Origin of the sequence: Marinobacter sp. HL-58 (genome assembly GCF_001314605.1) — a bacterium.
Lineage (GTDB): Bacteria > Pseudomonadota > Gammaproteobacteria > Pseudomonadales > Oleiphilaceae > Marinobacter.
This window is the reverse complement of record NZ_LIHP01000012.1, coordinates 85,421-108,106: the sequence shown is the minus strand read 5'-3', so window position 1 is coordinate 108,106 and position 22,686 is coordinate 85,421. Positions and strand designations below refer to the sequence as shown.

Sequence of the window (22,686 nt, the reverse complement as noted above, 5' to 3'; positions counted from 1 at the left end):
AGTCATCAAAGAATCGGTAAAGAAAAACAGGGGGCGCATATGATACACCAGCGACAGCCGGGATTCAGTCGTAAACGGAACGGTTTGCCTTCTCGGCCAGTTCACGGGCAGTCATGATCACCTTGCGACGGTTGAAAATCAGTTGCCAGCGGCGACCGCCGGTCTGGTTCCACAGGATTGCGGAGCGAATTCCGGCCAGAAGCAAGGCGCGAACCCTGGCAGCGTTCTCCTCGCGCTGGAGAATGGTCGGTTCGCCGGTAACCTGGATGCGCTGTCGAAAAGTGCTGATGGTGTCCGCGTAGATGGAAGCCAGGTTGGCAATCAGGTTGCCGTGGCTGTAGCCAAAATGGCTGGCGGTGTGCCGGGCCTGGTCAATGCGACTGCCGATCACCTCAAGCATATCCTTGTTGCGCTGCAGCTTGGACGACAGATTGATCAGGTTAAGGGCGTAACGCAGCACTTCAATGTCCTGCTGCTTGCTTTGCTGGCTGAGAACGCTGGCGAGGGTGGACAGGCCTTCCCGCAGATCCTTCAGCTCACCACCGAAGACATCCAGCGTGGTTTCCGGTTGGGTGGCGAAAAGCGAACGCATGCAGGTTTCGAAGCTGGATTCCGCGCATTGGCCGGAATGGGCCACTTGCTGCACCAGTGCCGCTGCCTGGAAAACCCCGGCCAGGGCAAGCGTCTGGTCGTGTATCGATCGGCTCATGCGCCGGCTTCCTCTGGCTTGTTGATGGTCACTGCCGGTTCGGGTTCACCGTCGCGCCAGGTTTGCTCGATAACCCCGCCACCCAGGCAGACTTCACCATCATAGAACACCACCGACTGGCCCGGTGTGACAGCCCGCTGGGCTTCGTCGAAAACTACCCGGAATCCACTGGTTGTGGCCGTAACCACACAGTCCTGGTCCGGCTGGCGGTAACGGGTTTTGGCTTTGCAACGGAATTCGGTCGCCGGTGGCTCACCGGCAATCCAGTCCACCGGGCCACTGAGCAGGCCACGGGAAAACAGCAGCGGATGGTGCTTGCCCTGGACGGCAATCAGCACATTCCGGGAAAGGTCTTTCTCTGCCACGTACCAGGGCTCGTCGCCAAACTCGCTCAGGCCGCCGATACCAAGGCCCTGGCGCTGGCCGATGGTGTGGTACATCAGGCCCTGGTGGCGCCCGATCACTTTGCCATCGGGGGTTTCGATATTACCGGGTTGGGCGGGAATATACTGCTTCAGGAAATCCCGGAACTTGCGTTCACCGATAAAACAGATGCCGGTGGAGTCTTTCTTGTCGTGGGTAATGAATCCCTGGTCGGCGGCGATGCGCCGTACTTCCGGTTTCTCAAGTTCGCCCACTGGAAACAGGGTGCGGGCAATACGTTCGCCGGAAACCGCGTGCAGAAAGTAGCTCTGGTCCTTGTTGGGATCCAGCCCTTTGAGCAGTTGGGCCCTGCCGCTGCCATCGTTCAGGGGCCGCTGGCGAGTGTAATGGCCCGTGGCGATGTAATCAGCACCGAGGGTGATGGCGTAATCGAGGAAGGCCCGGAATTTCACTTCCTTGTTGCAGAGGATATCCGGATTGGGAGTCCGACCGGCTTTGTATTCAGACAGAAAGTGCTCGAATACCCGGTCCCAGTATTCGGCCGCGAAGCTGGCAGTGTGCAGGGTGATACCGATGGTATCCGCTACTGCCCGGGCGTCGGCCAGGTCTGTCATGGCGGTGCAGTATTCGGTGCCGTCGTCCTCGTCCCAGTTCTTCATGAACAGGCCTTCCACTTGGTAGCCCTGGTCTTTCAGGAGCCAGGCTGCCACGGAGGAGTCCACGCCGCCGGACATGCCGACAATCACTCGGGTATTTTCAGGTGCTTTAGTCATGTCTGGGTCTGTCGGGTTCAAAGGGACGGATTCTAGCATTTAAGCCAGGTTACGTCTGCGGTTCGACAATGACATCCAGGGGAAAGCGGCGCCCGTTTCGGTAATCTTCTATGCACTGCATCACCAGCGGGCTGCGGAGCCTGTCGGATTGCTCCCTGATCTCGTCCGGTGTCAGCCAGTGGGCGGCAATGATGCCGTCATCCAGCTCGCGGGTGACCCGGGACAGGGCTCTTGCCGAGAAGCAGAAGCGGTAATAGGTGACCCCGTTTGCCGGCGCTTTGTAGGTATAAACGCCCAGGAAGTGTTCAGGCTCGACTTTCCAGCCGGTTTCTTCCAGGGTTTCGCGAAGTGCGGCGTCGATGATTCTCTCGCCCTCTTCCACGTGTCCGGCGGGTTGATTGTACACCACCTCGCCATGGCTCATTTCTTCCACCAGCAGAAAGCGGCCCTGTTCATCTTCCACGATGACGGCAACGGTGGCGTGGGGTGTCCAGGTCATGATCGGCGGCTTCTCCGAGGTGGCTGTTTGCGAAAGGTGGAGGGTTTCTTTGCCCGGTACCCGGGTGGCGACGACGCCGGGGTATGGACAGTCAGCTTCCTGAATTCGCCAGGGGCGAGTCCGTCCAGCGTCCACTCACCGATACCATAGCGAACCAGCCGCAGGGTAGGGAAGCCTACGGCAGCTGTCATGCGGCGTACCTGGCGGTTCCTGCCCTCGGTAATGGTCATCCGTATCCAGCTGGTGGGTACGGATTCCCGGTATCGAACCGGCGGATTCCGGGGCCAGAGCTCCGGTGGTTCCATGGGTGCCACATCGGCTGGCCGGGTCTTGCCGTCTTTCATTTCTACCCCTTCACGCAACCGCTTCAGGGCCTCCGGCGTTATCTCACCCTCTACCTGCACCCAGTAGGTTTTCGGCATTTTGTGTCGAGGAGACGCGATGCGGTGCTGTAGCTGCCCGTCGCCCGTCAGGAGCAGCAGGCCCTCGGAGTCGAAGTCCAGGCGGCCGGCCGGATAGACATTCGGAATGCGGATCCAGTCCGACAGGGTCGCACGGCGGTTGCCATCGGCGTCGCCACGGTCGTCGGTAAACTGACACATCACCCGGAAAGGTTTGTTGAACAGAATCAGCGTTGCCATCGCGGGCTGGAGCCTTCGCAGGAAATTTCAGGAGGGTAGTATGCCAGAAACCGGAGCCATCCGGAGATAAAGGCAGAGAAATCAGGAGGCCCTGCAACACTGATAGTTTTCGGACAAACAAAAGCAATGCCGCGAAATTGCCTTCACGGCTGTTGCAGGGCGGCACAGCTGCAGGCAGTGTGCGGTAGCAAAAGTCCAGGGGCTACGGGTCAGGCGTTCGCTGCGCGAGGATGATCCCGGTAGTCACTGTTCTGATCATGCTGGGTGTCGCTACTGCCACTGCCTGGTTGCTTTTCGGCACTGGTCTCCGAAGAAGCCTGTTTCTGCGGTTGCTCTTCAGGAACAATATTGACCGCGTGAATGCCCTTGTCACTGGGTTTCTTGTCGAAGGTGACGGGCTGGCCGGCCTTGAGGGTCTTGTAACCTTCCATTTGCACTGAAGAGAAGTGAGCAAACAGATCGTCACTGCAGCCTTCCTCGATAATGAAGCCATAACCCTTGGCATTGTTGAACCACTTTACTTTGCCTCTTGGCATGATGAACTCCCCTGTTCTTTCACTGTCAGTGTCTTTGTTCTTGATGTTTTTGGCCGAGCGTTTTGCCTTGCATGGATACCGGGCGCCAACAGGGCCGAGTTACAAAGCCCTTACGCCAATTTACATTATTTTACATTGCTATCGTACTGTTGACCAATATTCGCTCAGAGTCAATAGCAGTTATAGCCGGAATGTATGGTTGAACCGGGTCCGGAGCCTGTATCATGGCGTTATTGCTAACCAGTGCACGCCCGGCCCGTTCAGGCACCTTGAAAACCGGGCGGCAGACAACCATCTTTAGGAAGAGGCACCGATTTCCGGTAAAGAATCATGCGGACTATCCAGAATTCTCTACTAGTATTAAATCAGGGAGAGGACGAACAACCCGGGCGTCAGGACGATGTCAGTGTTGCTCCCGAGAAGCCTGCTCTCAAGCGTCCGGCACGCTTCAGAGTGATGCTTCTGAACGACGATTACACCCCCATGGATTTTGTCGTGGAGGTGTTGATGAAGTTCTTCGGAATGAACGAAGAAAAGGCGACGCAGGTGATGCTGCTCGTCCATACGCAGGGAAAAGCCGTATGCGGGGTTTATACCCGGGACATCGCGGAAACAAAGGCGGCACAGGTGAACCAGTATTCTTCGGAATGCGAGCATCCGCTCCTTTGCGAGATTGAACGTGCGGACTGATAGACCTTGGGGTGGCCCATGCTGAGCAAAGATCTTGAAATTACACTGAATACGGCTTTCAAAAGTGCCCGTGACAAGCGTCATGAATTCATGACCGTGGAGCATCTTTTGCTGGCCCTGCTCGATAACGATTCGGCAGTGGGCGTCCTGAAAGCGTGCGGTGCAGATCTTGCCCGGCTTCAGGAAGAACTCGTTGAGTTTGTGGATTCAACCACACCACTGATCCCCAGCAACGACAGCGAGCGGGAAACGCAACCCACGCTCGGATTCCAGCGCGTACTGCAGCGTGCTGTCTTTCATGTGCAATCTTCTGGCAAGAAGGAAGTGACCGGTGCCAATGTACTGGTGGCTATCTTCAGTGAACAGGAAAGCCAGGCGGTCTATGTGCTCAAGAAGCAGAGCATAGCCAGGATTGACGTGGTCAATTTTGTTTCCCATGGTATCTCCCGCGTTCAGGGTGCCGAGGACCAGGAAGGACATGATCAGGCTTCCCATGAAGAAGCCGGAGAGGAAGGCGGAGCCTCGCGCCCGCTGGAAAGCTATGCAACCAACCTTAACGAGCAGGCACGTCAGGGCCGGATTGATCCGCTGATTGGCCGTGAGCACGAAGTGGAGCGGGTGGTCCAGATACTGGTCCGCCGGCGCAAGAACAACCCGCTGCTGGTGGGCGAGGCCGGTGTGGGCAAGACTGCCATCGCCGAAGGCCTGGCCAAACGGATTGTGGATGGCCAGGTACCGGATATCATCTCGGATGCCGTGGTCTACTCACTGGATCTGGGCGCACTGCTGGCCGGAACCAAGTACCGCGGTGATTTCGAGAAGCGTCTGAAGGGCCTGCTTGCGGAGCTCAAGAAAGAGAAGCACGCGATCCTGTTTATTGATGAGATCCACACCATCATCGGTGCCGGGTCCGCGTCCGGCGGTGTCATGGACGCATCCAATCTGCTCAAGCCCATGCTGAGCTCCGGGGAAATCCGTTGCATCGGCTCCACGACGTTCCAGGAGTTCCGGGGCATTTTTGAAAAAGACAGTGCGCTGGCCCGTCGCTTCCAGAAAATCGATGTGAACGAGCCCAGTGTCGAGGATACCTACCAGATCCTCAAGGGGCTGAAGTCACACTTCGAGAAGCACCACGACCTGAAGTACACGGATCAGGCGCTGCGCGTTGCGGCAGAGCTGTCCGAACGCTACATCACGGATCGTCACTTGCCCGACAAGGCCATTGACGTGATTGACGAAGCCGGCGCGCACCAGCGCCTGCTGCCTGTTGCCAAGCGCAAGAAAACCATTGATGTCTCGGAAATCGAGGATGTGGTGGCCAATATTGCCCGCATTCCGCCGAAGAATGTATCCACCAGCGACAAGGATCTGCTCCGTAACCTGGAGCGGGACCTCAAGATGGTGGTGTTCGGGCAGGATCCGGCCATCGAGTCCCTGTCCACTGCCATCAAGCTGGCCCGTGCCGGCCTGAAAGCGCCGGAGAAGCCGGAAGGTGCCTTCCTGTTTGCCGGCCCCACTGGCGTGGGCAAGACCGAGGTCACCAAACAGCTGGCCAAGGTGCTGGGTATCGAGCTGGTACGCTTCGACATGTCCGAGTACATGGAGCGTCATACCGTGTCCCGTCTGATCGGTGCGCCTCCGGGCTATGTGGGATACGACCAGGGTGGCCTGCTGACGGAATCCGTGAGCAAGCATCCGCACTGTGTGCTGCTGCTGGATGAGATCGAAAAGGCTCATCCGGAGGTCTTCAACCTGCTGTTGCAGGTGATGGATCACGGTACCCTGACGGATAACAACGGCCGCAAGGCGGATTTCCGCCACGTGATTCTGGTGATGACCACGAACGCCGGTGCCGAGAGCATGGCCCGCCGTTCCATTGGCTTCAGCGAGCAGGATCATAGAAGCGACGGCATGGAGATCATCAGCAAGACCTTCACGCCCGAGTTCCGTAACAGGCTGGATGGCATTATCCAGTTCGGCGACCTGCAGCCTGCAACCATCACCTACGTGGTGGACAAGTTCCTGACCGAACTTCAGGCCCAGCTGGACGAGAAGCATGTTGTGCTTCACGTGGACGATGACGCCAAGCAATGGCTGGCTGAGAGGGGTTACGACGTTACCATGGGCGCCCGCCCGATGGCCCGTCTGATCCAGGACAAGATCAAGCGGCCGCTGGCCGAGCAGATCCTGTTCGGACGCCTGTCAGAACACGGTGGCGATGTCCATATTCGTCTCAAGGATGACGAGCTGGTATTCGAGTATGAGGATGAGCCGGCCGAGGCTGTCTGATGTGAGCCGAGTTCAAGGCAACCAACGAAAAAACCGCACTGGCAACAGTGCGGTTTTTTTCGGGGCTTCCGGGTACCACAGGGTAATCAACGGGCGCGGTAAACGATGCGTCCCTTGCTCAGGTCGTATGGGGTCAGTTCTACCTTGACCTTGTCTCCTGTCAGGATACGGATATAGTTCTTGCGCATCTTGCCGGAAATGTGAGCGGTAACGATATGGCCGTTCTCAAGTTCAACACGGAACATGGTATTTGGAAGCGTGTCTACAATAACGCCTTCCATTTCAATAGCATCGGACTTTGCCATTCAGTAAAAACCTCATAAATTGGCTTGCTGGAATTCTAAATTGCGCAATTCTGCCTGATTTGTCGCCATTTGGCAAAGTCAGTTCACGTCCATTGCCCGCCATTGACCGTCTCGTAGCGCCTCGATGGGGCGGAACCGGGTCTTGTAGTTCATCTTCCGGCACTCCCTGATCCAGTAGCCAAGATACAGATGGGGGAGGCCCCGCCGTTTTGCTTCCTCGATCTGCCAGAGTACTGCGAATGTCCCCAGGCTTCTTCGCTCGTACTCCGGATCGAATACGGTATAGATGGCGGAAAGCCCTTCGTCCAGCATATCCACAGCGGCGAGGCCCACCAGCCTTTCACCATCCAGGATTTCAAGGAACCAGGAGTCCGTGGCGCCTTCCACCAGGAATGACATGAACTGTTCACGGGAGGGCGGGTACATGTCACCGTCCGAATGTCTTTGTTCTATGTAATGGGCGTAAAGACGGTAATACCGCTCGGAGAAGACTGCCCGGACCATTCTGCAGGTGAGATCCGCGTTGTTCTTCATGACCCTTCGCTGGCTGCGATCCGGCCGGAACTGGTCCACCTTCAGCCTGACCGGAACACAGGCGTTGCAGCTTTCGCAGTGGGGGCGGTAATAATGCGAGCCGCTGCGACGGAATCCCAGCGCGGTTAACTGGCTGTATAACCGTTTATCAACCTGTGCCCGCGGATCAACGAACATGGTGGTTGCTTCTCGATCGGGCAGGTAGCTGCAGTCATGGGCGGGCGTGGCAAAAAACACCAGGGTCCTGAGATTGCTCATTCACACCTCCGGGCCGGGCCATTGCCACTGGAAGTCCCAGTGTTTGTGGTCCGGACTGCTGTCGACGCATGCTCTGAGTATAGATAAAAATTCGCTGCGGGGAATACAGCGGGCCCCCATTCTGAGCAGGTGTCCGCTTTCAACCTGGCAATCCATAATGCGGTATCCCCATGCTCTGAGCTGGTTAGCCAGGTGAACCATGAGGACTTTCGAGGCATTGGTTTCCAGGGAGAACATGGATTCCCCGAAAAAACACTGGCCGATGGCCAGTCCGTACATGCCCCCCACCAGTTCGCCGCGGGGGTTCCACGCTTCAATGGAGTGGGCGATACCCTGTTTGTGTAGCTGGCTATAGCTGTCAATCATGTCCCGGGTGATCCAGGTGCCTTCGGCCCGGGTGTTGGCGCACAGGCGAATGACTCTGGCGAAGGCCTGGTCGGCGGTGATGGTGAAGTAGCCGCTGTTGAGGGTCCGGCGCAGGCTTCTGGCGATGTGGATTTCTTCCGGGAAGAGTACGCAGCGGGGGTTGGGTGACCACCAGAGTATGGGTTGGTCGTCGCTGAACCAGGGGAATATGCCGCTTCGGTAGGCCAGTTTGAGCCTTTCGGTGGAGAGGTCGCCGCCCAGGGCCAGCAGTCCGTCGGGGTCGTCGAGGGCTTGTTCGGCGGGGGGGAACCAGAGTTGGTCTTGTTCTAGCCAGGGTAGTGTCGTCATGCTAGTCCGGCTTTTGCGGTTAACTTCAAGTTTTGACCTCGGGGTGTCGGCGGGTGGAACCGGGTGTCTGAAACACGCTCGAGCACATCCATGTGGCGCTTGGGCTCCGCCATCCATGGCTCCGCACAGTTTCAGACACCCGGTTCCACCCGCCTTTCGGGTCTGGGAGTTGCCCGCTCTCTCCCTATTCCTTATTCCCTTTAGTCCTGATCCAGGAATTTCTCTGCATCCAGTGCCGCCATGCAACCGAAACCGGCGGAGGTAACCGCCTGGCGGTATACGTGGTCGGCTACGTCTCCGGCGGCGAAGACGCCGGGGATGCTGCTCTGGGTCGCCATGCCTTCGAGGCCGGAGCGGATTTTGATGTAGCCGTTTTCCATGTCCAGCTGGCCGGTGAACAGGTCGGTGTTGGGTTTGTGGCCGATGGCGATGAAGACGCCGGCCAGGTCCAGTTCCCGGGTGGAGTCGTCTTTGGTGCTTTTGATGCGCATGCCGGTGACGCCGGTGCCGTCGCCCAGGACTTCGTCCAGGGTGTGGTCCCAGATGATCCGGACGTTGCCGTTTTCGGCTTTTTCGAACAGTTTGTCCTGCAGGATTTTTTCGGCGCGCAGGCTGTCGCGGCGGTGTACCAGGGTGACTTCGTCGGCGATGTTGGAGAGGTACAGCGCTTCTTCAACGGCGGTGTTGCCGCCGCCGATGACGGCGACTTTCTGTTTCTTGTAGAAGAATCCGTCGCAGGTGGCGCAGGCGGAGACGCCCTGGCCCTTGAACTTTTCTTCCGATTCCAGGCCCAGGTACATGGCGGAGGCGCCGGTGGCGATGATCAGGGCGTCGCAGGTATACTCGCCGTTGTCTCCCTTGAGGCGGAAGGGGCGGTTGCGCAGGTCGGCTTCGTTGATGGTGTCGTAGACCACATTGGTCTCGAATCGTTCAGCGTGTTTGAGCATGCGCTGCATCAGTTCCGGGCCCTGCACGCCGTCGTTGTCACCTGGCCAGTTGTCCACGTCGGTAGTGGTGGTCAGTTGTCCACCTACCTCGATACCAGTGATCAGCGTCGGCTTGAGATTCGCGCGGGCGGCGTAGACAGCAGCGGTGTAGCCGGCCGGGCCGGAGCCGAGGATGATCAGTCGGGAGTGCTTGGTTTCGCTCATTAGGTGTCTCTCGTTAACGATTTATTCAATGACAGATACGGAGGTCAGAAGTTGCCTGATTCTTTCAGCGCTCTTACCGGATTCTCCCTGTTCCAGGCGGTGTTCTGCAACTGCGGGAAATACGGCCTGGATGTCGTCGGGCAATACATGGTGACGGCCGTCCATCAGCGCCCAGGCCCTGGCGGCACGCACCAGGCCAAGGCCGGCGCGGGGTGACAGGCCATAGAGCAGCCCCGGCATGCGGCGACTCTGCTCCAGCAGGCGTTGTACATAATCCAGCAGTGCGGGGCTGGTGGTCACCCGGTGGACGGCGTCCTGCAGGGTCTGCAGATCTTCTGCGGAGAGGATGGGCTGCAGGCGTTCGGTCATGGCCCGGCGGTCCTCACCTTCCAGTAGCTCACGTTCAGCACGGGGATCGGGGTAACCGAGCCGGATACGCATCAGAAAGCGGTCAAGCTGGGACTCCGGCAGGGGGTAGGTGCCCCCCTGTTCAATGGGGTTCTGGGTGGCGATCACGAAAAACGGGTGGGGCAGTGGCCGGGTTTCACCCTCGATGGACACCTGTCGTTCTTCCATGGCTTCCAGTAACGCACTCTGGGTTCGGGGGGAAGCGCGGTTGATCTCATCAGCCAGGACAACCTGGGCGAAGATCGGGCCCGGGTGGAACACCAGGCTGCCGGCCTCCTTGTCGTACATGGAGAAGCCAAGTACGTCAGCCGGCAGCAGGTCGTTGGTGAACTGAATACGTTGGTAACTCAGCCCCATGACCTTCGCCAGGGCGTGGGACAGGGTGGTTTTGCCCATGCCGGGGATATCTTCGATCAGCAGGTGCCCCCTGGCCAGAAGGCCGCACAGGGCGAGCCGGACCTGGTGGTCCTTGCCCAGGAGTATGCTGTTCAGTTCACGGATAACCGTATCCGTCAGCTTCTTCATGAAATGCTCAGTCCCTTACCCGCTTGAGAATGTCGCCATAGGCATCGATGCGTCGATCCCTGAAATACGGCCAGATGCGTCGAATCGATTCACTGCGTGCGCGGTTGATGGTGGTGGACAGTATGGTTTCGGAGTGATCGTCGGCCCGTGCCAGGAATTCTCCCTGGGGGCCACAGATGAAGCTGTTGCCCCAGAAACGGATGCCATCTGACTGCCCCGAGGGATCTGGTTCGGTTCCCACCCGGTTGGGAGCAATGACCGGCAGGTTATTGGCCACGGCGTGGCCACGCTGAACCGTGACCCAGGCTTCCAGCTGGCGTGCCTGTTCTTCCGGGTCGTCCGTGATGTCCCAGCCGATCGCGGTGGGGTAGATCAGCACTTCGGCGCCAGCCAGGGCCATCAGGCGGGCGGCTTCCGGGTACCACTGGTCCCAGCAGACCAGCACACCGAGCCGGCCCACGGATGTTTCGATCGGGGTAAACCCGCTGGTGCCATCGTTGAACGTGGCATCGCCGGGGGTGAAGTAGAACTTCTCGTAAAAGCCGGGGTCGTCCGGGATGTGCATCTTTCGGTACATGCCGGCAATGGTGCCATCCCGCTCAAAGACAACCGCGGTGTTGTGATAGACCCCGTTCATCCGCCGCTCGAAAATGGACCCGACGATCACAATCCCCAGATCTGAAGCCAGTGCCGACAAGCGGTCACTGGTGGGCCCGGGAATGGGTTCGGCCAGGTCGAACACGGTGGTGTCTTCGGTCTGGCAAAAATACAGGGTGGCGTGCAGCTCCTGTAGAACAACCAGCTGTGCGCCGTCACTGGCAGCCTGACGAAGCAGTCGCTCGCTGGTGGCCAGGCTGGTGTCCTTGTTGGCGTCGCACGTTTGTTGGATGGCGGCAATGGCCAGTACACCGGCCGGAGTGGGGCGAATCATACCTGCACAACTCCAGCGGGTATCTGCATGGTGACACAATGAAGGCTGCCGTGTTGCCTGATCAGCGGGCGGCAGTTCACCGGAATCATCTCCCGGCCCGGGAAAAGGCCAGCGAGGACTCTGAGTGCATCATCATCCTGGGGCACGCCGTAGGCAGGCACCAGAACGGCACCGTTGATAATCAGGAAGTTGGCGTAGGTGGCCGGGAGCCGTTCGCCGTCGTCACCGTAAATGGCATCGGGCCACGGCAGTGGCGTCAGTTTGTAGGGCTGGCCGTTCGCCTGGTGAAACTGCTGCAGTTCTTCTTCCATGGCCGCCAGCGCACTGTAATGCTCGTCGCTGACATCCGGGCAGGCCACGTAACAGATGTGATCGTCGGCACAGAATCGGGCCAGGGTATCGATATGACTGTCGGTGTCGTCGCCGGCCAGGTAGCCGTGATTAAGCCACAGGATCCTGTCAGCCCCCAGGGTTTCCCCCAGCAGATGTTCAATGGAGGCACGGTCCATGGAAGGATTTCGAGAGGGTGTCAGCAGGCATTCACTGGTGGTGAGTATGGTTCCCTGCCCATCGGATTCGATGGAGCCGCCTTCGAGAACAAACTCCACCGGTACCAGGGGAGTGGTGCCAAAACTGCCGAAGTTTGCCAGATGCCGGTTCAGCGCATTGTCCTTTTCCCAGGGGAATTTGCTACCCCAGGCATTAAAGCGAAAATCCAGCAACCGGGTGCCATCCGCACCGGACACGGCAATGGGGCCATGATCCCGTGCCCAGGTGTCGTTGGCAGGGGCAGGCACACCGACTACCCGTCCCGGCAGACCCAGTTCCTGCGCTTCGGCGTTGAGATTCCTCTCCAGTTCCTGCAGGCGAAACACATGTTCGCAGCTGAGCACGACGTTCTCGAAACGGAGCACTGCCCGCGCGATCTCCATGAACACGGGCTCAACCTCGGAGAGGCTGTCGCTCCAGTCGGTTCCCGGATGGGGCCAGGTCAGCATTACGGCACTTTGGGGTGCCCACTCTGCGGGCATCAAAGGTCTGGAAGTCAAGTTGCGAACACCTTTATGCAAAAGCCGACATTCTATCGAAGAGGAAGGGTTGCGTCAGGATATAATTGAACGATTTTTCAGCGTTGGGGTTTCAGTACCGCATGAACAACCCTGTCATCCTCAAAGTACACGACAAAATCTTCGTAATGCCACTGGGAAATGGGAGGATCTCCCACCGGGCCGTTGGTTTCCGTGGGGCTGCCCCAGCCGTTACGGACGCTGGACTCGCTCATGCCGGTGCGGGGAAGGTTGGCCTCAGCGCTGCGCTCGGCGTGCGACTTTACCGGTACGCGGACTTCCTCTGCGGCTGCGGTAGGGATGGTTCCCAGGGCCAGTCCGGTCAGGGCGGTGGCGGCACAGACTGATTTTATTGTGCATTTTTTCATCAGTGACTTACTCCCACATTGATAAAACGTAATAACGAATAAAGACTAACAAAAGTCAGACCTGATTCGGTGATTTACCGACAGTTTATTCTTTTTGCCGTTGCCGGATCTGCCACCGCATCACATGGCGGGCAATCTGCTGGCGGTCGCCGTCATGGATGTCGCTGAATTCCGTGTGAACCCTGGCACCTCCGCTTCCGTCCGGCTCGACACTGATAACCCGGGCAATCGCAACGGGCTGAAACAGTTCCGGGGGAAGCGTCATTCTGAGGGCCAGAATTTCCCCGGGGGTGAAGCTGCTGGTAGAGCTGTGGAATGACAGACCGCCTTCGCTGAGGGTGACGTCCTGCCAGTCTTCAGGTTGCAACGGATTTTGCTCAAAGGCCATAATGCGCGCCAGCGTATCCAGCTTCCCGTTGAGTGACTTGATCAGTGAGGTCAGCAGGCGGTCTCGTTCCGCCAGATTGGCGAGATGTGCCCGGACGTCCTGATCAAGGCGCCTGAATTCGGAGCGGAGATTTTCCAGGTGGCTGCCATTGAAGGGATTATCCTTACCGGCATCCTCCGGGCCGAGCTTGCGGATTTCCAGGCCGATATGGTCGCTGATGCGGAAAAAGTCCCTGCGGTCAGAGGGGATATCCGCCGGGTTGTTATGGGGTGTCGTTACAGCCATCGGGACTCCAGAACGCGGTATTATTGTTTCCTGATAGAAGTTTAGCAGCTTCCTGCCGGTTCGTATCGGGCAGGATTTTCGACAGACCAGAAGGCAGCGACAGGCTCCTCCCAATGTTCAGACCCTTATCACTGTATGTCGGTTTGCGGTACACCGCGGCCAAGCGACGGAATCATTTTATTTCTTTCATATCACTGACCTCCATGATCGGCCTGATGCTCGGTGTTGCCGTGCTGATCATTGTTCTGTCGGTAATGAACGGCTTCGACCGGGAGCTCAAACAGCGGATTCTGGGAATGGTGCCCCATGCCACCATACAGGCCGATGGCAACCTTAAGGACTGGGAAGAGGTTGATCGAAGGGTTGAACAGCATCCATCGGTTATTGCCGCGGCACCCTATATCGAGGGCCAGGGCATGGTGACCGGTGGTGGTGAGGTCAGGGGTGTCATGCTCAATGGCATTCTTCCGGAGCAGGAACGGAGCGTTTCGATCATTGAAGATCATTTTATCGAAGGCGGGCTGGAGGACCTCAGGTCCGGCGAGTTTGGAATTATTATTGGCAAGCAGATGGCGTCGGCACTCCGGCTCCAGATTGGTGACCGGGTAACCGTGGTGCTACCGGAGGCCTCGGTGACGCCTGCCGGTGTCATGCCGCGCCTGAAACGGTTTACTGTCAAGGGCATTTTCAGTGTGGGGGCCGAGCTTGATGGCAACTACACCCTGATTCACATGGACGATGCCGCGAAACTCATGCGCACCGGCGGCAAGGCGGAGGGCGTGCGCCTGCTGGTGGATGATCTGTTCAAGGCTCCACAGGTGGCAAGGGAAGCTGCCAGCGAGCTCAGTGGCCGTCATTACATTTCTGACTGGACCCGCACCCACGGCAACCTGTTTCAGGCCATACGCATGGAGAAAACCATGATCGGCCTGTTGCTGATGTTTATTGTGGCGGTGGCGGCTTTCAATATCGTCTCGACCCTGGTGATGGTGGTGACGGACAAAACGGCGGATATAGCCATTCTGCGTACCATGGGGGCGACGCCCGGCAGGATCATGCGCATCTTCATTGTTCAGGGAGCGGTTATCGGTATCACCGGTACCATCGTCGGAACGGCGCTCGGGATATTCGGAGCCTACAACATCAGCGGATTTATCTCCTGGCTGGAGGCCTTTATGGGGCACCAGTTCCTCAGTGCGGATGTGTACTTCATCAGTTATCTGCCTTCCCAGCTGCAGTGGCAGGATGTGTGGATTATCAGCGGTGCCGGCCTGACCCTGAGTCTGCTGGCGACGATTTACCCGGCGTGGCGTGCATCCCGCGTCGACCCGGCGGAGGCTTTGCGATATGAGTGATTCAGCATCCATGAACCCGGAAAAGACGCTGGTAATTGACTGTGACAAGGTTACCCGTACCTACAATGAAGGCCCCGGTAAGCTCACTATTTTCTCGGACATTTCGCTGCGGGTCAGTGCCGGGGAAACGGTTGGTATTGTGGGTAGCAGTGGCGCCGGTAAAACAACCCTGCTGAACCTCCTCGGCGGGCTGGACAAGCCCTCATCGGGGCATATTGATATCTGTGGCCAGGACATTCACCGGATGAGCGAGGCCGGCCGAGCGCACTTCCGTAACCGTCACCTGGGTTTTGTCTATCAGTTTCACCACCTGCTTCCCGAGTTTTCAGCGCTGGAGAACGTCATGATGCCCTGCGCCCTTGGCGGAATGGGTATGAAGCCGGCGTCCGCCAGGGCCAGTGCCATGCTCGAGCGCGTGGGCCTGGCCCACCGTCTTGCCCACAAGCCGGGTGAACTGTCCGGTGGCGAACGCCAGCGGGTTGCCATCGCCCGCGCACTGGTTAATGAGCCTGAGTGTGTACTGATGGACGAGCCGACAGGCAACCTGGATGAACAGACCGGGGAAGGGGTTCGCGATCTTATCGAGTCACTTCGGGATCAGATCGGTATCGCCTTTGTGCTGGTGACCCATGATATGAAAATGGCCAGTAGCCTCGGGCGGGTGTTGCGACTGGAGCAGGGTGAGCTGTTTCAGGAGCGCTGATTATTGCTGTCACGTTCTCGCCGGGCCTGTTTCATCAGCCGGCGATGGCGGATCTGAAGCAGCCTGCGTTCCTGCCAGTCGGAACGGACCTTGCGGCGCCAGAGGAACTGGATGATCAGGTAGGCCAGGCACGCCGACGTGGTAGCTACCAGCAACGACCCCAGGTACAGAGGAATGCCGATATCCAGAAGGCGGTCGCTGAGCCAGGACCAGGACAGCTGGAACTCAAAGTTCAATACCGGGCGATCCAGAATCCAGGCTCCGACCTTGTAGTTGAAGTAGAACAGCGGGGGCATGGTGACCGGATTACTGATCCACACCAGGACCACGGATAAAGGCAGGTTGGCATTGAACCAGATAGCAAAGATTGCCGCTGCGAGCATCTGGAATGGCATGGGGATGATCGCCAGGAAAATGCCCACGAGAAACGCGCGGGCAACACTGTGTCGGTTGATGTGCCAGAGGTTGGGTTCATGAAGGATATCGCCGAGGAAGTGCAGCGATTCAATGGCGCGCACCCTCTCCGGCGATGGTAGATATCGTTTCATGAACTTCTTTGGCATCGGGAAGTTCTGCCTGCTCAGGATGATGGTTCCGGGAATTCGCAGCCCCCGGAGAGGACCAACTATCAGGAGGACAAGGATTGTCCGGAAGTTTTATGGCCAGAATCGGCCTCGCGGGCTTCGCCTGCGGCGTTATCTTACTGTATAGCCTTGAGCGCTTACCACCTCTGTACTGGCTGATTTGCGCGACGGCGATCCCGTTTCTCGCCTTCAAAGTAGTTGACTCGCCTGGGCTCAGGGCCATGACCATGCTTCTTGCCGGCGCTCTTGCGGGCATGTCGTGGGTGACCTGGCAGGCGCAGGCCCGTCAACAGGACGCTCTTTCAGCCAGTCTGGAAGGCGAGGTTCTGGAGGTATCCGGGTATCTGTGCAGTGTTCCCTCCACGGGAAGTTTCAGCAGTGTCCGCTTTGCTTTCTGTGCTGAACAATGGCACCCGCCTGACCACCTCACCGATGGTGACCTTCCCGCGATGCCCCGGAAGCTCCGCCTTGCCTGGTATGGCGAGGAAGCGACAACCGGTATTCCCGAACGGCTGATGCTCAGGGTTGTTCTCAAGCGTCCCCACGGCGCTGTGAATCCAGAGGGCTTCCGCTATGAGTCCTGGCTGTACCGCAAGGGATTTGGTGCCACCGGCACTGTCCGTGAGCTGGCTCCCGACGCAGACCTGGACTGCCATCTGGTCTGCCATTACCACAGCTGGAGGAACGGACTGGTCAGGGCAACTTCGGAACGGTTGTCCGGCGCCCGGCATTTTCCGCTGATATCTTCCCTGTTGTTGGGTTACCGCGGGCATATGGAGCCCGGCCACTGGGATATTCTCAAGGCCACCGGCACCATTCATCTGGTGGCCATTTCCGGCCTGCACCTCGGCCTGGTAGCCGCCGGCACAGCGTTTGTCTGCCGGCGGTTACTGCTCTGTCTGCCGGCGGGACGGCTGTCTCCGGGGCGCCTGCGGCGCCTCGTGTTTCTCCTGGTTTCGCTCGCCAGCCTTGTGTATGCACTGGCGGCAGGCTTCTCCGTGCCGACGCGCCGGGCACTGATCATGGTGATCATTGCCGGCTGGATTCTGCTGGCCGCGCGTCGTACCGGGGCATTTACCGGGCTGTTGGGTGCTCTGGTCGTGGTACTGGCCAGTGATCCGTTTTCACCCCTTGACCAGGGATTCTGGCTGTCTTTTGGTGCTGTTTCCGTTCTTGTGCTGCTGTTCAGTTCCCGGGTTCGCCAGGCGGGTTGGCTTCAGGGCTTGTTACTGGCGCAGCTGGCTGTCTTCGTGGCGCTCTGGCCGATTCTGCAGGTGCTGGGGCAGTCACAGGTTGTGACCGGCTTCGTTGCCAATCTGTTTGCCATCCCCTGGGTTTCACTGGTCGTAATGCCGTTACTGGTGGTTGGAGCATTGGTAATGATGATTACGCCGGCGGCAGACGGTGTGGCTATCGGTGTGCTTGATCTGGCGTTCGGGGTGCTGTGGCAGGGGCTGTCGTGGCTTGCGGTCCTGGACATCGCCATGCCATCCCTTGGTTTGTCGCCGGTCCTCCTTCTTGCCGGTGTAGTGATGCTGGCCTTGCTTTTGCCTTTCCGGGGCTTTCGCCAGGCCACGACAGCGCTGGTTTCGCTCTGGATCATGGCAATGCTGGTCGGAGGAACAGGAGACAGTGCGGGAAACACTCCGGCAGAGGACCCGGAACTCTGGATATGGGATGTCGGCCAGGGGCTGTCGGTGATGGTGCGGGATCAGGACCGGGTGCTTGTCTATGATACCGGACCCGCCCTTGAGTGTGTCTATTCAGCCGTGGACTCGGTACTGATACCCAATCTCAGGGCGCTGGGCGTCCATAACATCGATACGCTGGTAATCAGTCACGGGGATGGTGACCATGCGGGCGGATTGCCGCATCTTTTCGAAAACTTCGGGGTGGGGCGGGTAATCACCGGGGAGCCGGAGCGCGTAGCTGGCATGCTGCCTGTCGGTTCCGGCACCACAGTGCAGTCCTGCGCTGACCTGGGTCGCCACGCCCTAGGCGACCTTGAGCTTTCGTTCTGGCGCAGCCCCGGTGACGTCAAGGGTAATGACGCCTCCTGTGTCCTGACGATCCGTAACGAGTCTTCAGGCGCGGAGGTGGTGCTGCCAGGGGATATCACCCGTCGGGCAGAACGTTTCCATGTTGCGGATACACAGCCGAAGTCCGCGGATTTTCGCGTTGTGCTTGCGCCCCACCACGGCAGTAAAACGTCATCATCCGAAGACTGGGTCAGGGAATTGGCGCCGGACCTTGTGGTGTTCAGTGCCGGCTACCGGCACCGATTCGGACACCCTCACACGGATGTGGTCAGCCGGTATCGGTCTGCGGGCAGTCGCCTGCTGAATACGGCAACATCGGGTGCCGTGCAGCTCTTGTTAGGGGAAGATGGCGTATCAATAAGCGAGGCGAGAGCCGAAACGCCGTTCTGGATACGCAAACCTGAAAGTCCATGATGTCCGGTGTAAAAAACCGTGACATTCCGGGTGTGGCCTGGGCCGGTAGCTATGCTAAAGTAGCGCGGCTTGCTAACAATCAGGGAGACCAAGCGTGTTCGAGCTTTTGAAAGCCGGTGGCATCCTCATGGTGCCGATTCTTGCCTGTTCCATTCTTGCACTTGCCATCATCCTTGAGCGCTTCTGGACCCTCAGACCGTCCAGGATAACGCCGCAGCATACCATTAACGAGTTGTGGCGCTGGATCAAGAAGAAAGAGCTTAACGGCCGCAAGCTCAAGGCCCTGCAGGCCTCTTCTCCCATGGGCCGTATCCTGGCCGGCGGGCTGATGAATGCGAAGCATGGTCGCGAGATCATGAAGGAAAGCATTGAGCATGAGGCCAGCCAGGTCATCCATGAACTGGAGCGCTTCCTCAATCCGCTGGGCACGGTGGCAACCATTACTCCGCTGCTGGGGCTCCTCGGTACGGTCATTGGCATGATCAAGGTGTTCGCTGAGATCCAGCTTGCCGGTGTCGGTGATGCCGGCAACCTGGCCGGTGGTATTTCGGAAGCCCTGATCACCACGGCCGCGGGGCTGAGTGTGGCTATTCCTGCACTGATCTGCCACCGCTATTTCATTCGCCGTGTTGATGAGCTGGTGGTTGGCATGGAGCAGGAAGCCATCAAACTGGTTGAAGTGGTGCATGGTGACCGCGAAATTGACGTGGAAGGAGCCTGAACACCGTGAAGTTCAAGCGCCAGAGAAGTCAGGAAGTCGGGGTTGACCTGACACCACTGATCGATGTGGTCTTCCTGCTGCTGATATTCTTTATGGTTTCCACCACGTTTACCCGTGAAAGCCATCTCAATATCGAATTGCCGGAAGCCAACGGTGAGCGGTCCGAGTCTGAAGCGACGCTGATTGATGTGGTAATCAACGCTGAAGGTCAGTACATACTCAACGACCGGACACTGGTCAATAATCGCCGTGAAACCCTTGAGCGCGCCGTCAGCGAGCTTGCGGGTGATGACGCATCGTTACCCTTTATCATTACCGCTGACGCCCGTACACCCCATGAATTTGTGGTCCGGGCCATGGATGTAGCCGGCCGCCTTGGCTTTGCCAAACTCAGTATCACGACCGAGCGCGGGGCCGAAGGGCAGTGAGTGAATCCACCTCCACCGCAGATCCGGGCCAGCAACCGGTGGGCAACTGGGCAACCTACAAGCGCCTGCTGGCTTATGTAAAACCCTTCTGGGTGGCCTTCGCCCTGGCGGTCGTGGGAAACGTTATCTATGCAGCGGCATCCACCGGCATGGCCGCAGCCATGGAGTACGTGATCACGGCGCTGGAAAATCCCACCGATGAGAACCGCATCCAGCTGACACTGCTGATCGTGGGGGTGTTCGCCTTCCGTGGTGTGGGCACATTCATGAGCCAGTACTTCATCAGCTACGTTGGCCGGCAGGTCATCAATGCCTTGCGCAAACAGGTGTTTGACCGTTTGCTGAATTTGCCTTCCCGTTATTTTGACGAGAACGCCTCGGGCCGGCTGGTGTCCAAGCTGACCTTCAATGTGGAGCAGGTTGCCGAAGCCACCACCAATGCGGTCACCATCACCCTTCGCGAGGGCCTGACAATTGTTGGCCTGCTGGGCTTCATGATCTACACCAACTGGAAGCTGACACTGGTGTTTCTGGCGGTCGGTCCGCTGATCGCCCTGGTGGTCAGCTACGCCAGCAAGCGGTTCCGCAAGATCAGTCAACGTATCCAGGGTTCCATGGGTGATATTACCCATGTGGCCTCCGAATCCATCAGTGGTTACCGGGTGGTGCGTACCTTCGGGGGGGAGCACTATGAACGGGACCGGTTCCGCAAAGTGAGCGAGAAAAACCTGGAGCAGAGCCTGAAAATGGCTTCCACCCAGGCCATCAGCATTCCGGTGATCCAGGTGCTGGTTGCTATCGCCATTGCTGCTCTGGTCTGGTTCATGCTCGCTCCTGAGTTGCGGGGCGAAATGACCACTGGCCAGTTGGTCGCATTTATCACAGCGGCAACCACCATGGCCAAGCCTATTCGCCAGGTCACATCCGTACACGCCAAGATCCAGAAAGGGGTGGCTGCGGCCCATGATGTATTCGGCACCATGGACGAAGAGCCGGAGCACGACCCGGGTACCTATGCGCCGGAGCGGGTTGAGGGCAATATCGAGTTCGACAATGTCAGCTTCCGTTATCGCGACCAGCTGGAAGACGTTCTCAAAGGCATTACCCTGACCATTCCAGCCGGACAGAGTGTTGCGCTGGTGGGGCGTTCCGGCAGTGGGAAATCCACCTTGGTCAGTCTGTTGCCCAGGTTCTATGAATATACCGGCGGCGACATCCGGTTGGATGGCCATTCCCTGAATGAATTTACCCTGGAGGCATTGCGGGCCCAGATTGCACTGGTCACCCAGAATGTGGTGCTGTTCAACGACACCATTGCCGCCAATATTGCCTATGGCGCACTTCGCCACCACAGCCGGGAACAGATCATTGATGCGGCGAAGAAGGCCCATGCCATGGAATTCATCGAGCGCATGCCGGAAGGCCTGGACACCATGATCGGTGACAACGGCGTGATGCTTTCGGGCGGTCAGCGTCAACGCCTTGCCATTGCCCGGGCGTTGCTGAAGGATGCGCCGGTGCTGATTCTCGACGAGGCCACCTCGGCACTCGATACCGAATCGGAACGCCACATCCAGGATGCCCTGGAAACAGTGATGAAAGGCAGGACCACGCTGGTCATTGCCCACCGGCTGTCCACCATTGAAAAGGCGGATCGGATCCTGGTCATGGACGGTGGAAGGATTATCGAATCCGGCCGCCACGATGAGTTGCTGGCTCAGGGCGGAGCCTATGCCCAGCTCCACCAGATGCAGTTCAGCGAGCAGGCATGACCACGCTGGTTGACCGGCTGTGGTACAGCGGAAAGCGGCCCCTGTGGCCGTTGTATCCCCTGGTCTGGCTGTACCGGACAATTGCTGAAAACCGGAGGCGAAGGGCATGGCAGGCCCGGGACGAGAGTATCCCTGTTCCGGTTGTGGTGGTGGGCAATATCACCGCCGGTGGCACCGGAAAGTCGCCATTGACGGCAGCCCTGACGGCGCTTCTTCAGGAGCATGGCTGGCAACCGGTTATTCTCAGCCGTGGCTATGGTGGCAAGGCTGACCATTACCCCCTGCAGGTAACCCCGGAGACCGGCCCCGAAGTCGCCGGCGACGAGCCGGTGATGCTGGCCGCGGAATCCGGATGTCCGGTTGTGGTGGACCCGGACCGAAGGCGCGCTGCCCTCTGGGCCCTGGAACGGAAACTCGGTACCATTCTGGTGTGTGATGACGGCCTCCAGCATTACCGGTTGCCCAGGGACATAGAACTGGCGGTGTTTGATGGTGCCCGGGGCCTCGGTAACGGCGCCCTGATTCCCGTAGGCCCCCTGCGTGAACCCCTGGACCGGTTGGCTTCGGTCGATTTTGTCATCACCAACGGTGGCTACCTGGTGGAGATTGACCACGAACACCAGTTCACCATGACCCTGGCGCCGTCCGCTCTGAGAAATCTTGTCACCGGCGAGACCCTTGCGCCGGAACGACTCAGGGGACAGGCCGTGAGGGCCGTGGCGGGAATCGGCAACCCCGGGCGGTTTTTCGATACACTGAAGAACTTGGGAGCCCGGGTCCGGTCCCGGGCCTTACCGGACCATCATCGTTTTACCCCTGAGGATCTGCAGTCAGAACCGGGGGAGTGGCTGGTCATGACCGCGAAAGATGCCGTCAAATGCCGGCACATGGCTCCGGATAACGCCTGGGTTCTGGCCGTGAAAGCCGGGCTTCCCGATGCATTCAGGGAAGCGTTCATGGCCAGCGTCGATCATTGTCGTCAATCACCGGATTCCAACGAAACTGTGAGAACACACCATGGATAAGAAACTGATGGCCCTGCTGGCATGCCCGGTTTGCAAAGGGGACCTCAAGCTGAATGAAGACAAGACCGAACTCATCTGCTATCAGGATGCGATGGCTTTCCCGATTCGTGAAGGGATACCCGTCATGCTGGCCACGGAAGCCCGCACCCTGACCACCGACGAGCGCCTGGATAAGCGCTGACACGGAGCC

General features: G+C 58.6%; 25 protein-coding genes. 10 read left to right on the top strand and 15 right to left on the bottom strand.

Annotated elements, in window-relative coordinates:
• Positions 1–64: 64 nt before the first annotated feature.
• The 5 genes from hflD to HLUCCO03_RS11030 all read right to left on the bottom strand — a co-directional run bounded on the left by hflD (position 65) and on the right by HLUCCO03_RS11030 (position 3,542).
• Positions 65–709, bottom strand: a complete 645-nt coding sequence (gene hflD / locus HLUCCO03_RS11050) for a high frequency lysogenization protein HflD (protein ID WP_027832343.1) — start codon at positions 707–709, stop codon at positions 65–67.
• Complete coding sequence (gene mnmA, locus HLUCCO03_RS11045) at positions 706–1,866, bottom strand: tRNA 2-thiouridine(34) synthase MnmA (RefSeq protein WP_027832342.1); 1,161 nt, start codon at positions 1,864–1,866, stop codon at positions 706–708. The genes hflD and mnmA overlap by 4 nt, the downstream gene beginning before the upstream one ends.
• Positions 1,867–1,915: 49 nt before the next feature.
• Positions 1,916–2,365, bottom strand: a complete 450-nt coding sequence (locus HLUCCO03_RS11040) for an NUDIX hydrolase (RefSeq protein ID WP_027832341.1) — start codon at positions 2,363–2,365, stop codon at positions 1,916–1,918.
• Positions 2,362–3,006 (bottom strand): pseudouridine synthase, encoded by a 645-nt coding sequence (locus HLUCCO03_RS11035; protein WP_027832340.1) that lies wholly within the window; start codon positions 3,004–3,006, stop codon positions 2,362–2,364. Before HLUCCO03_RS11035 ends, HLUCCO03_RS11040 begins: the two co-directional genes overlap by 4 nt.
• Before the next feature lie 209 nt (positions 3,007–3,215).
• Entirely contained in the window at positions 3,216–3,542 is a 327-nt protein-coding gene (locus HLUCCO03_RS11030) for a cold shock domain-containing protein (protein WP_027832339.1), read from the bottom strand.
• A gap of 330 nt (positions 3,543–3,872) precedes the next feature.
• Here HLUCCO03_RS11030 and clpS point away from each other — a divergent pair, with 330 nt between their 5' ends.
• Both clpS and clpA read left to right on the top strand, forming a co-directional pair.
• Positions 3,873–4,232 carry an ATP-dependent Clp protease adapter ClpS gene (clpS, locus tag HLUCCO03_RS11025; protein ID WP_027832338.1) on the top strand — a complete coding sequence of 120 codons (360 nt, stop codon included), beginning with the start codon at positions 3,873–3,875 and terminating at the stop codon, positions 4,230–4,232.
• A gap of 18 nt (positions 4,233–4,250) precedes the next feature.
• Entirely contained in the window at positions 4,251–6,521 is a 2,271-nt protein-coding gene (clpA, locus tag HLUCCO03_RS11020; RefSeq protein ID WP_027832337.1) for an ATP-dependent Clp protease ATP-binding subunit ClpA, read from the top strand.
• A gap of 86 nt (positions 6,522–6,607) precedes the next feature.
• Here the strand turns inward: clpA and infA are convergent, their stop codons facing one another.
• The 9 genes from infA to HLUCCO03_RS10975 all read right to left on the bottom strand — a co-directional run bounded on the left by infA (position 6,608) and on the right by HLUCCO03_RS10975 (position 13,455).
• On the bottom strand, positions 6,608–6,826 hold the full coding sequence (infA, locus tag HLUCCO03_RS11015) for a translation initiation factor IF-1 (RefSeq protein ID WP_007153725.1): 219 nt from the start codon (positions 6,824–6,826) through the stop codon (positions 6,608–6,610).
• A 78-nt stretch (positions 6,827–6,904) separates the two neighbouring features.
• Positions 6,905–7,618 carry an arginyltransferase gene (locus HLUCCO03_RS11010; protein ID WP_027832336.1) on the bottom strand — a complete coding sequence of 238 codons (714 nt, stop codon included), beginning with the start codon at positions 7,616–7,618 and terminating at the stop codon, positions 6,905–6,907.
• Entirely contained in the window at positions 7,619–8,332 is a 714-nt protein-coding gene (aat, locus tag HLUCCO03_RS11005) for a leucyl/phenylalanyl-tRNA--protein transferase (RefSeq protein ID WP_027832335.1), read from the bottom strand.
• A gap of 200 nt (positions 8,333–8,532) precedes the next feature.
• A complete protein-coding gene (gene trxB, locus HLUCCO03_RS11000) occupies positions 8,533–9,483 on the bottom strand; it encodes a thioredoxin-disulfide reductase (protein ID WP_027832334.1) in 951 nt (316 codons plus the stop codon).
• A gap of 21 nt (positions 9,484–9,504) precedes the next feature.
• On the bottom strand, positions 9,505–10,416 hold the full coding sequence (locus HLUCCO03_RS10995; RefSeq protein ID WP_292016692.1) for an AAA family ATPase: 912 nt from the start codon (positions 10,414–10,416) through the stop codon (positions 9,505–9,507).
• A gap of 7 nt (positions 10,417–10,423) precedes the next feature.
• Positions 10,424–11,347: a carbon-nitrogen hydrolase gene (locus HLUCCO03_RS10990; protein WP_027832333.1), complete on the bottom strand. Its 924-nt coding sequence runs from the start codon at positions 11,345–11,347 to the stop codon at positions 10,424–10,426.
• On the bottom strand, positions 11,344–12,378 hold the full coding sequence (locus HLUCCO03_RS10985; protein ID WP_081813565.1) for an agmatine deiminase family protein: 1,035 nt from the start codon (positions 12,376–12,378) through the stop codon (positions 11,344–11,346). The genes HLUCCO03_RS10990 and HLUCCO03_RS10985 overlap by 4 nt, the downstream gene beginning before the upstream one ends.
• Positions 12,379–12,473: 95 nt before the next feature.
• A complete protein-coding gene (locus tag HLUCCO03_RS10980) occupies positions 12,474–12,782 on the bottom strand; it encodes a hypothetical protein (RefSeq protein WP_155939960.1) in 309 nt (102 codons plus the stop codon).
• 85 nt (positions 12,783–12,867) lie between these two features.
• Entirely contained in the window at positions 12,868–13,455 is a 588-nt protein-coding gene (locus tag HLUCCO03_RS10975) for a PilZ domain-containing protein (RefSeq protein WP_027832330.1), read from the bottom strand.
• 113 nt (positions 13,456–13,568) lie between these two features.
• Here HLUCCO03_RS10975 and HLUCCO03_RS10970 point away from each other — a divergent pair, with 113 nt between their 5' ends.
• Positions 13,569–14,810 (top strand): lipoprotein-releasing ABC transporter permease subunit, encoded by a 1,242-nt coding sequence (locus HLUCCO03_RS10970; RefSeq protein WP_027832329.1) that lies wholly within the window; start codon positions 13,569–13,571, stop codon positions 14,808–14,810.
• Positions 14,803–15,513, top strand: coding sequence for an ABC transporter ATP-binding protein (locus HLUCCO03_RS10965; protein WP_027832328.1), 711 nt, complete (start codon positions 14,803–14,805; stop codon positions 15,511–15,513). Before HLUCCO03_RS10970 ends, HLUCCO03_RS10965 begins: the two co-directional genes overlap by 8 nt.
• Here HLUCCO03_RS10965 and HLUCCO03_RS10960 read toward each other — a convergent pair.
• Positions 15,501–16,076 (bottom strand): DUF2062 domain-containing protein, encoded by a 576-nt coding sequence (locus tag HLUCCO03_RS10960; RefSeq protein WP_027832327.1) that lies wholly within the window; start codon positions 16,074–16,076, stop codon positions 15,501–15,503. The two genes, HLUCCO03_RS10965 and HLUCCO03_RS10960, sit on opposite strands and share 13 nt — an antisense overlap.
• Positions 16,077–16,171: 95 nt before the next feature.
• Here HLUCCO03_RS10960 and HLUCCO03_RS10955 point away from each other — a divergent pair, with 95 nt between their 5' ends.
• From HLUCCO03_RS10955 to HLUCCO03_RS10930, 6 genes are all read left to right on the top strand, one after another.
• Positions 16,172–18,550 carry a DNA internalization-related competence protein ComEC/Rec2 gene (locus tag HLUCCO03_RS10955; RefSeq protein WP_081813564.1) on the top strand — a complete coding sequence of 793 codons (2,379 nt, stop codon included), beginning with the start codon at positions 16,172–16,174 and terminating at the stop codon, positions 18,548–18,550.
• 94 nt (positions 18,551–18,644) lie between these two features.
• On the top strand, positions 18,645–19,271 hold the full coding sequence (locus tag HLUCCO03_RS10950; protein WP_027832325.1) for a MotA/TolQ/ExbB proton channel family protein: 627 nt from the start codon (positions 18,645–18,647) through the stop codon (positions 19,269–19,271).
• 5 nt (positions 19,272–19,276) lie between these two features.
• The gene (locus HLUCCO03_RS10945) at positions 19,277–19,699 is read left to right on the top strand and encodes a biopolymer transporter ExbD (protein WP_027832324.1); all 423 of its coding nucleotides are present in this window, start codon (positions 19,277–19,279) and stop codon (positions 19,697–19,699) included.
• Positions 19,696–21,471 (top strand): lipid A export permease/ATP-binding protein MsbA, encoded by a 1,776-nt coding sequence (msbA, locus tag HLUCCO03_RS10940; protein ID WP_051603885.1) that lies wholly within the window; start codon positions 19,696–19,698, stop codon positions 21,469–21,471. The genes HLUCCO03_RS10945 and msbA overlap by 4 nt, the downstream gene beginning before the upstream one ends.
• A complete protein-coding gene (gene lpxK, locus HLUCCO03_RS10935) occupies positions 21,468–22,496 on the top strand; it encodes a tetraacyldisaccharide 4'-kinase (RefSeq protein WP_027832322.1) in 1,029 nt (342 codons plus the stop codon). Before msbA ends, lpxK begins: the two co-directional genes overlap by 4 nt.
• On the top strand, positions 22,489–22,677 hold the full coding sequence (locus tag HLUCCO03_RS10930; RefSeq protein WP_027832321.1) for a Trm112 family protein: 189 nt from the start codon (positions 22,489–22,491) through the stop codon (positions 22,675–22,677). Before lpxK ends, HLUCCO03_RS10930 begins: the two co-directional genes overlap by 8 nt.
• Positions 22,678–22,686: the final 9 nt, after the last annotated feature.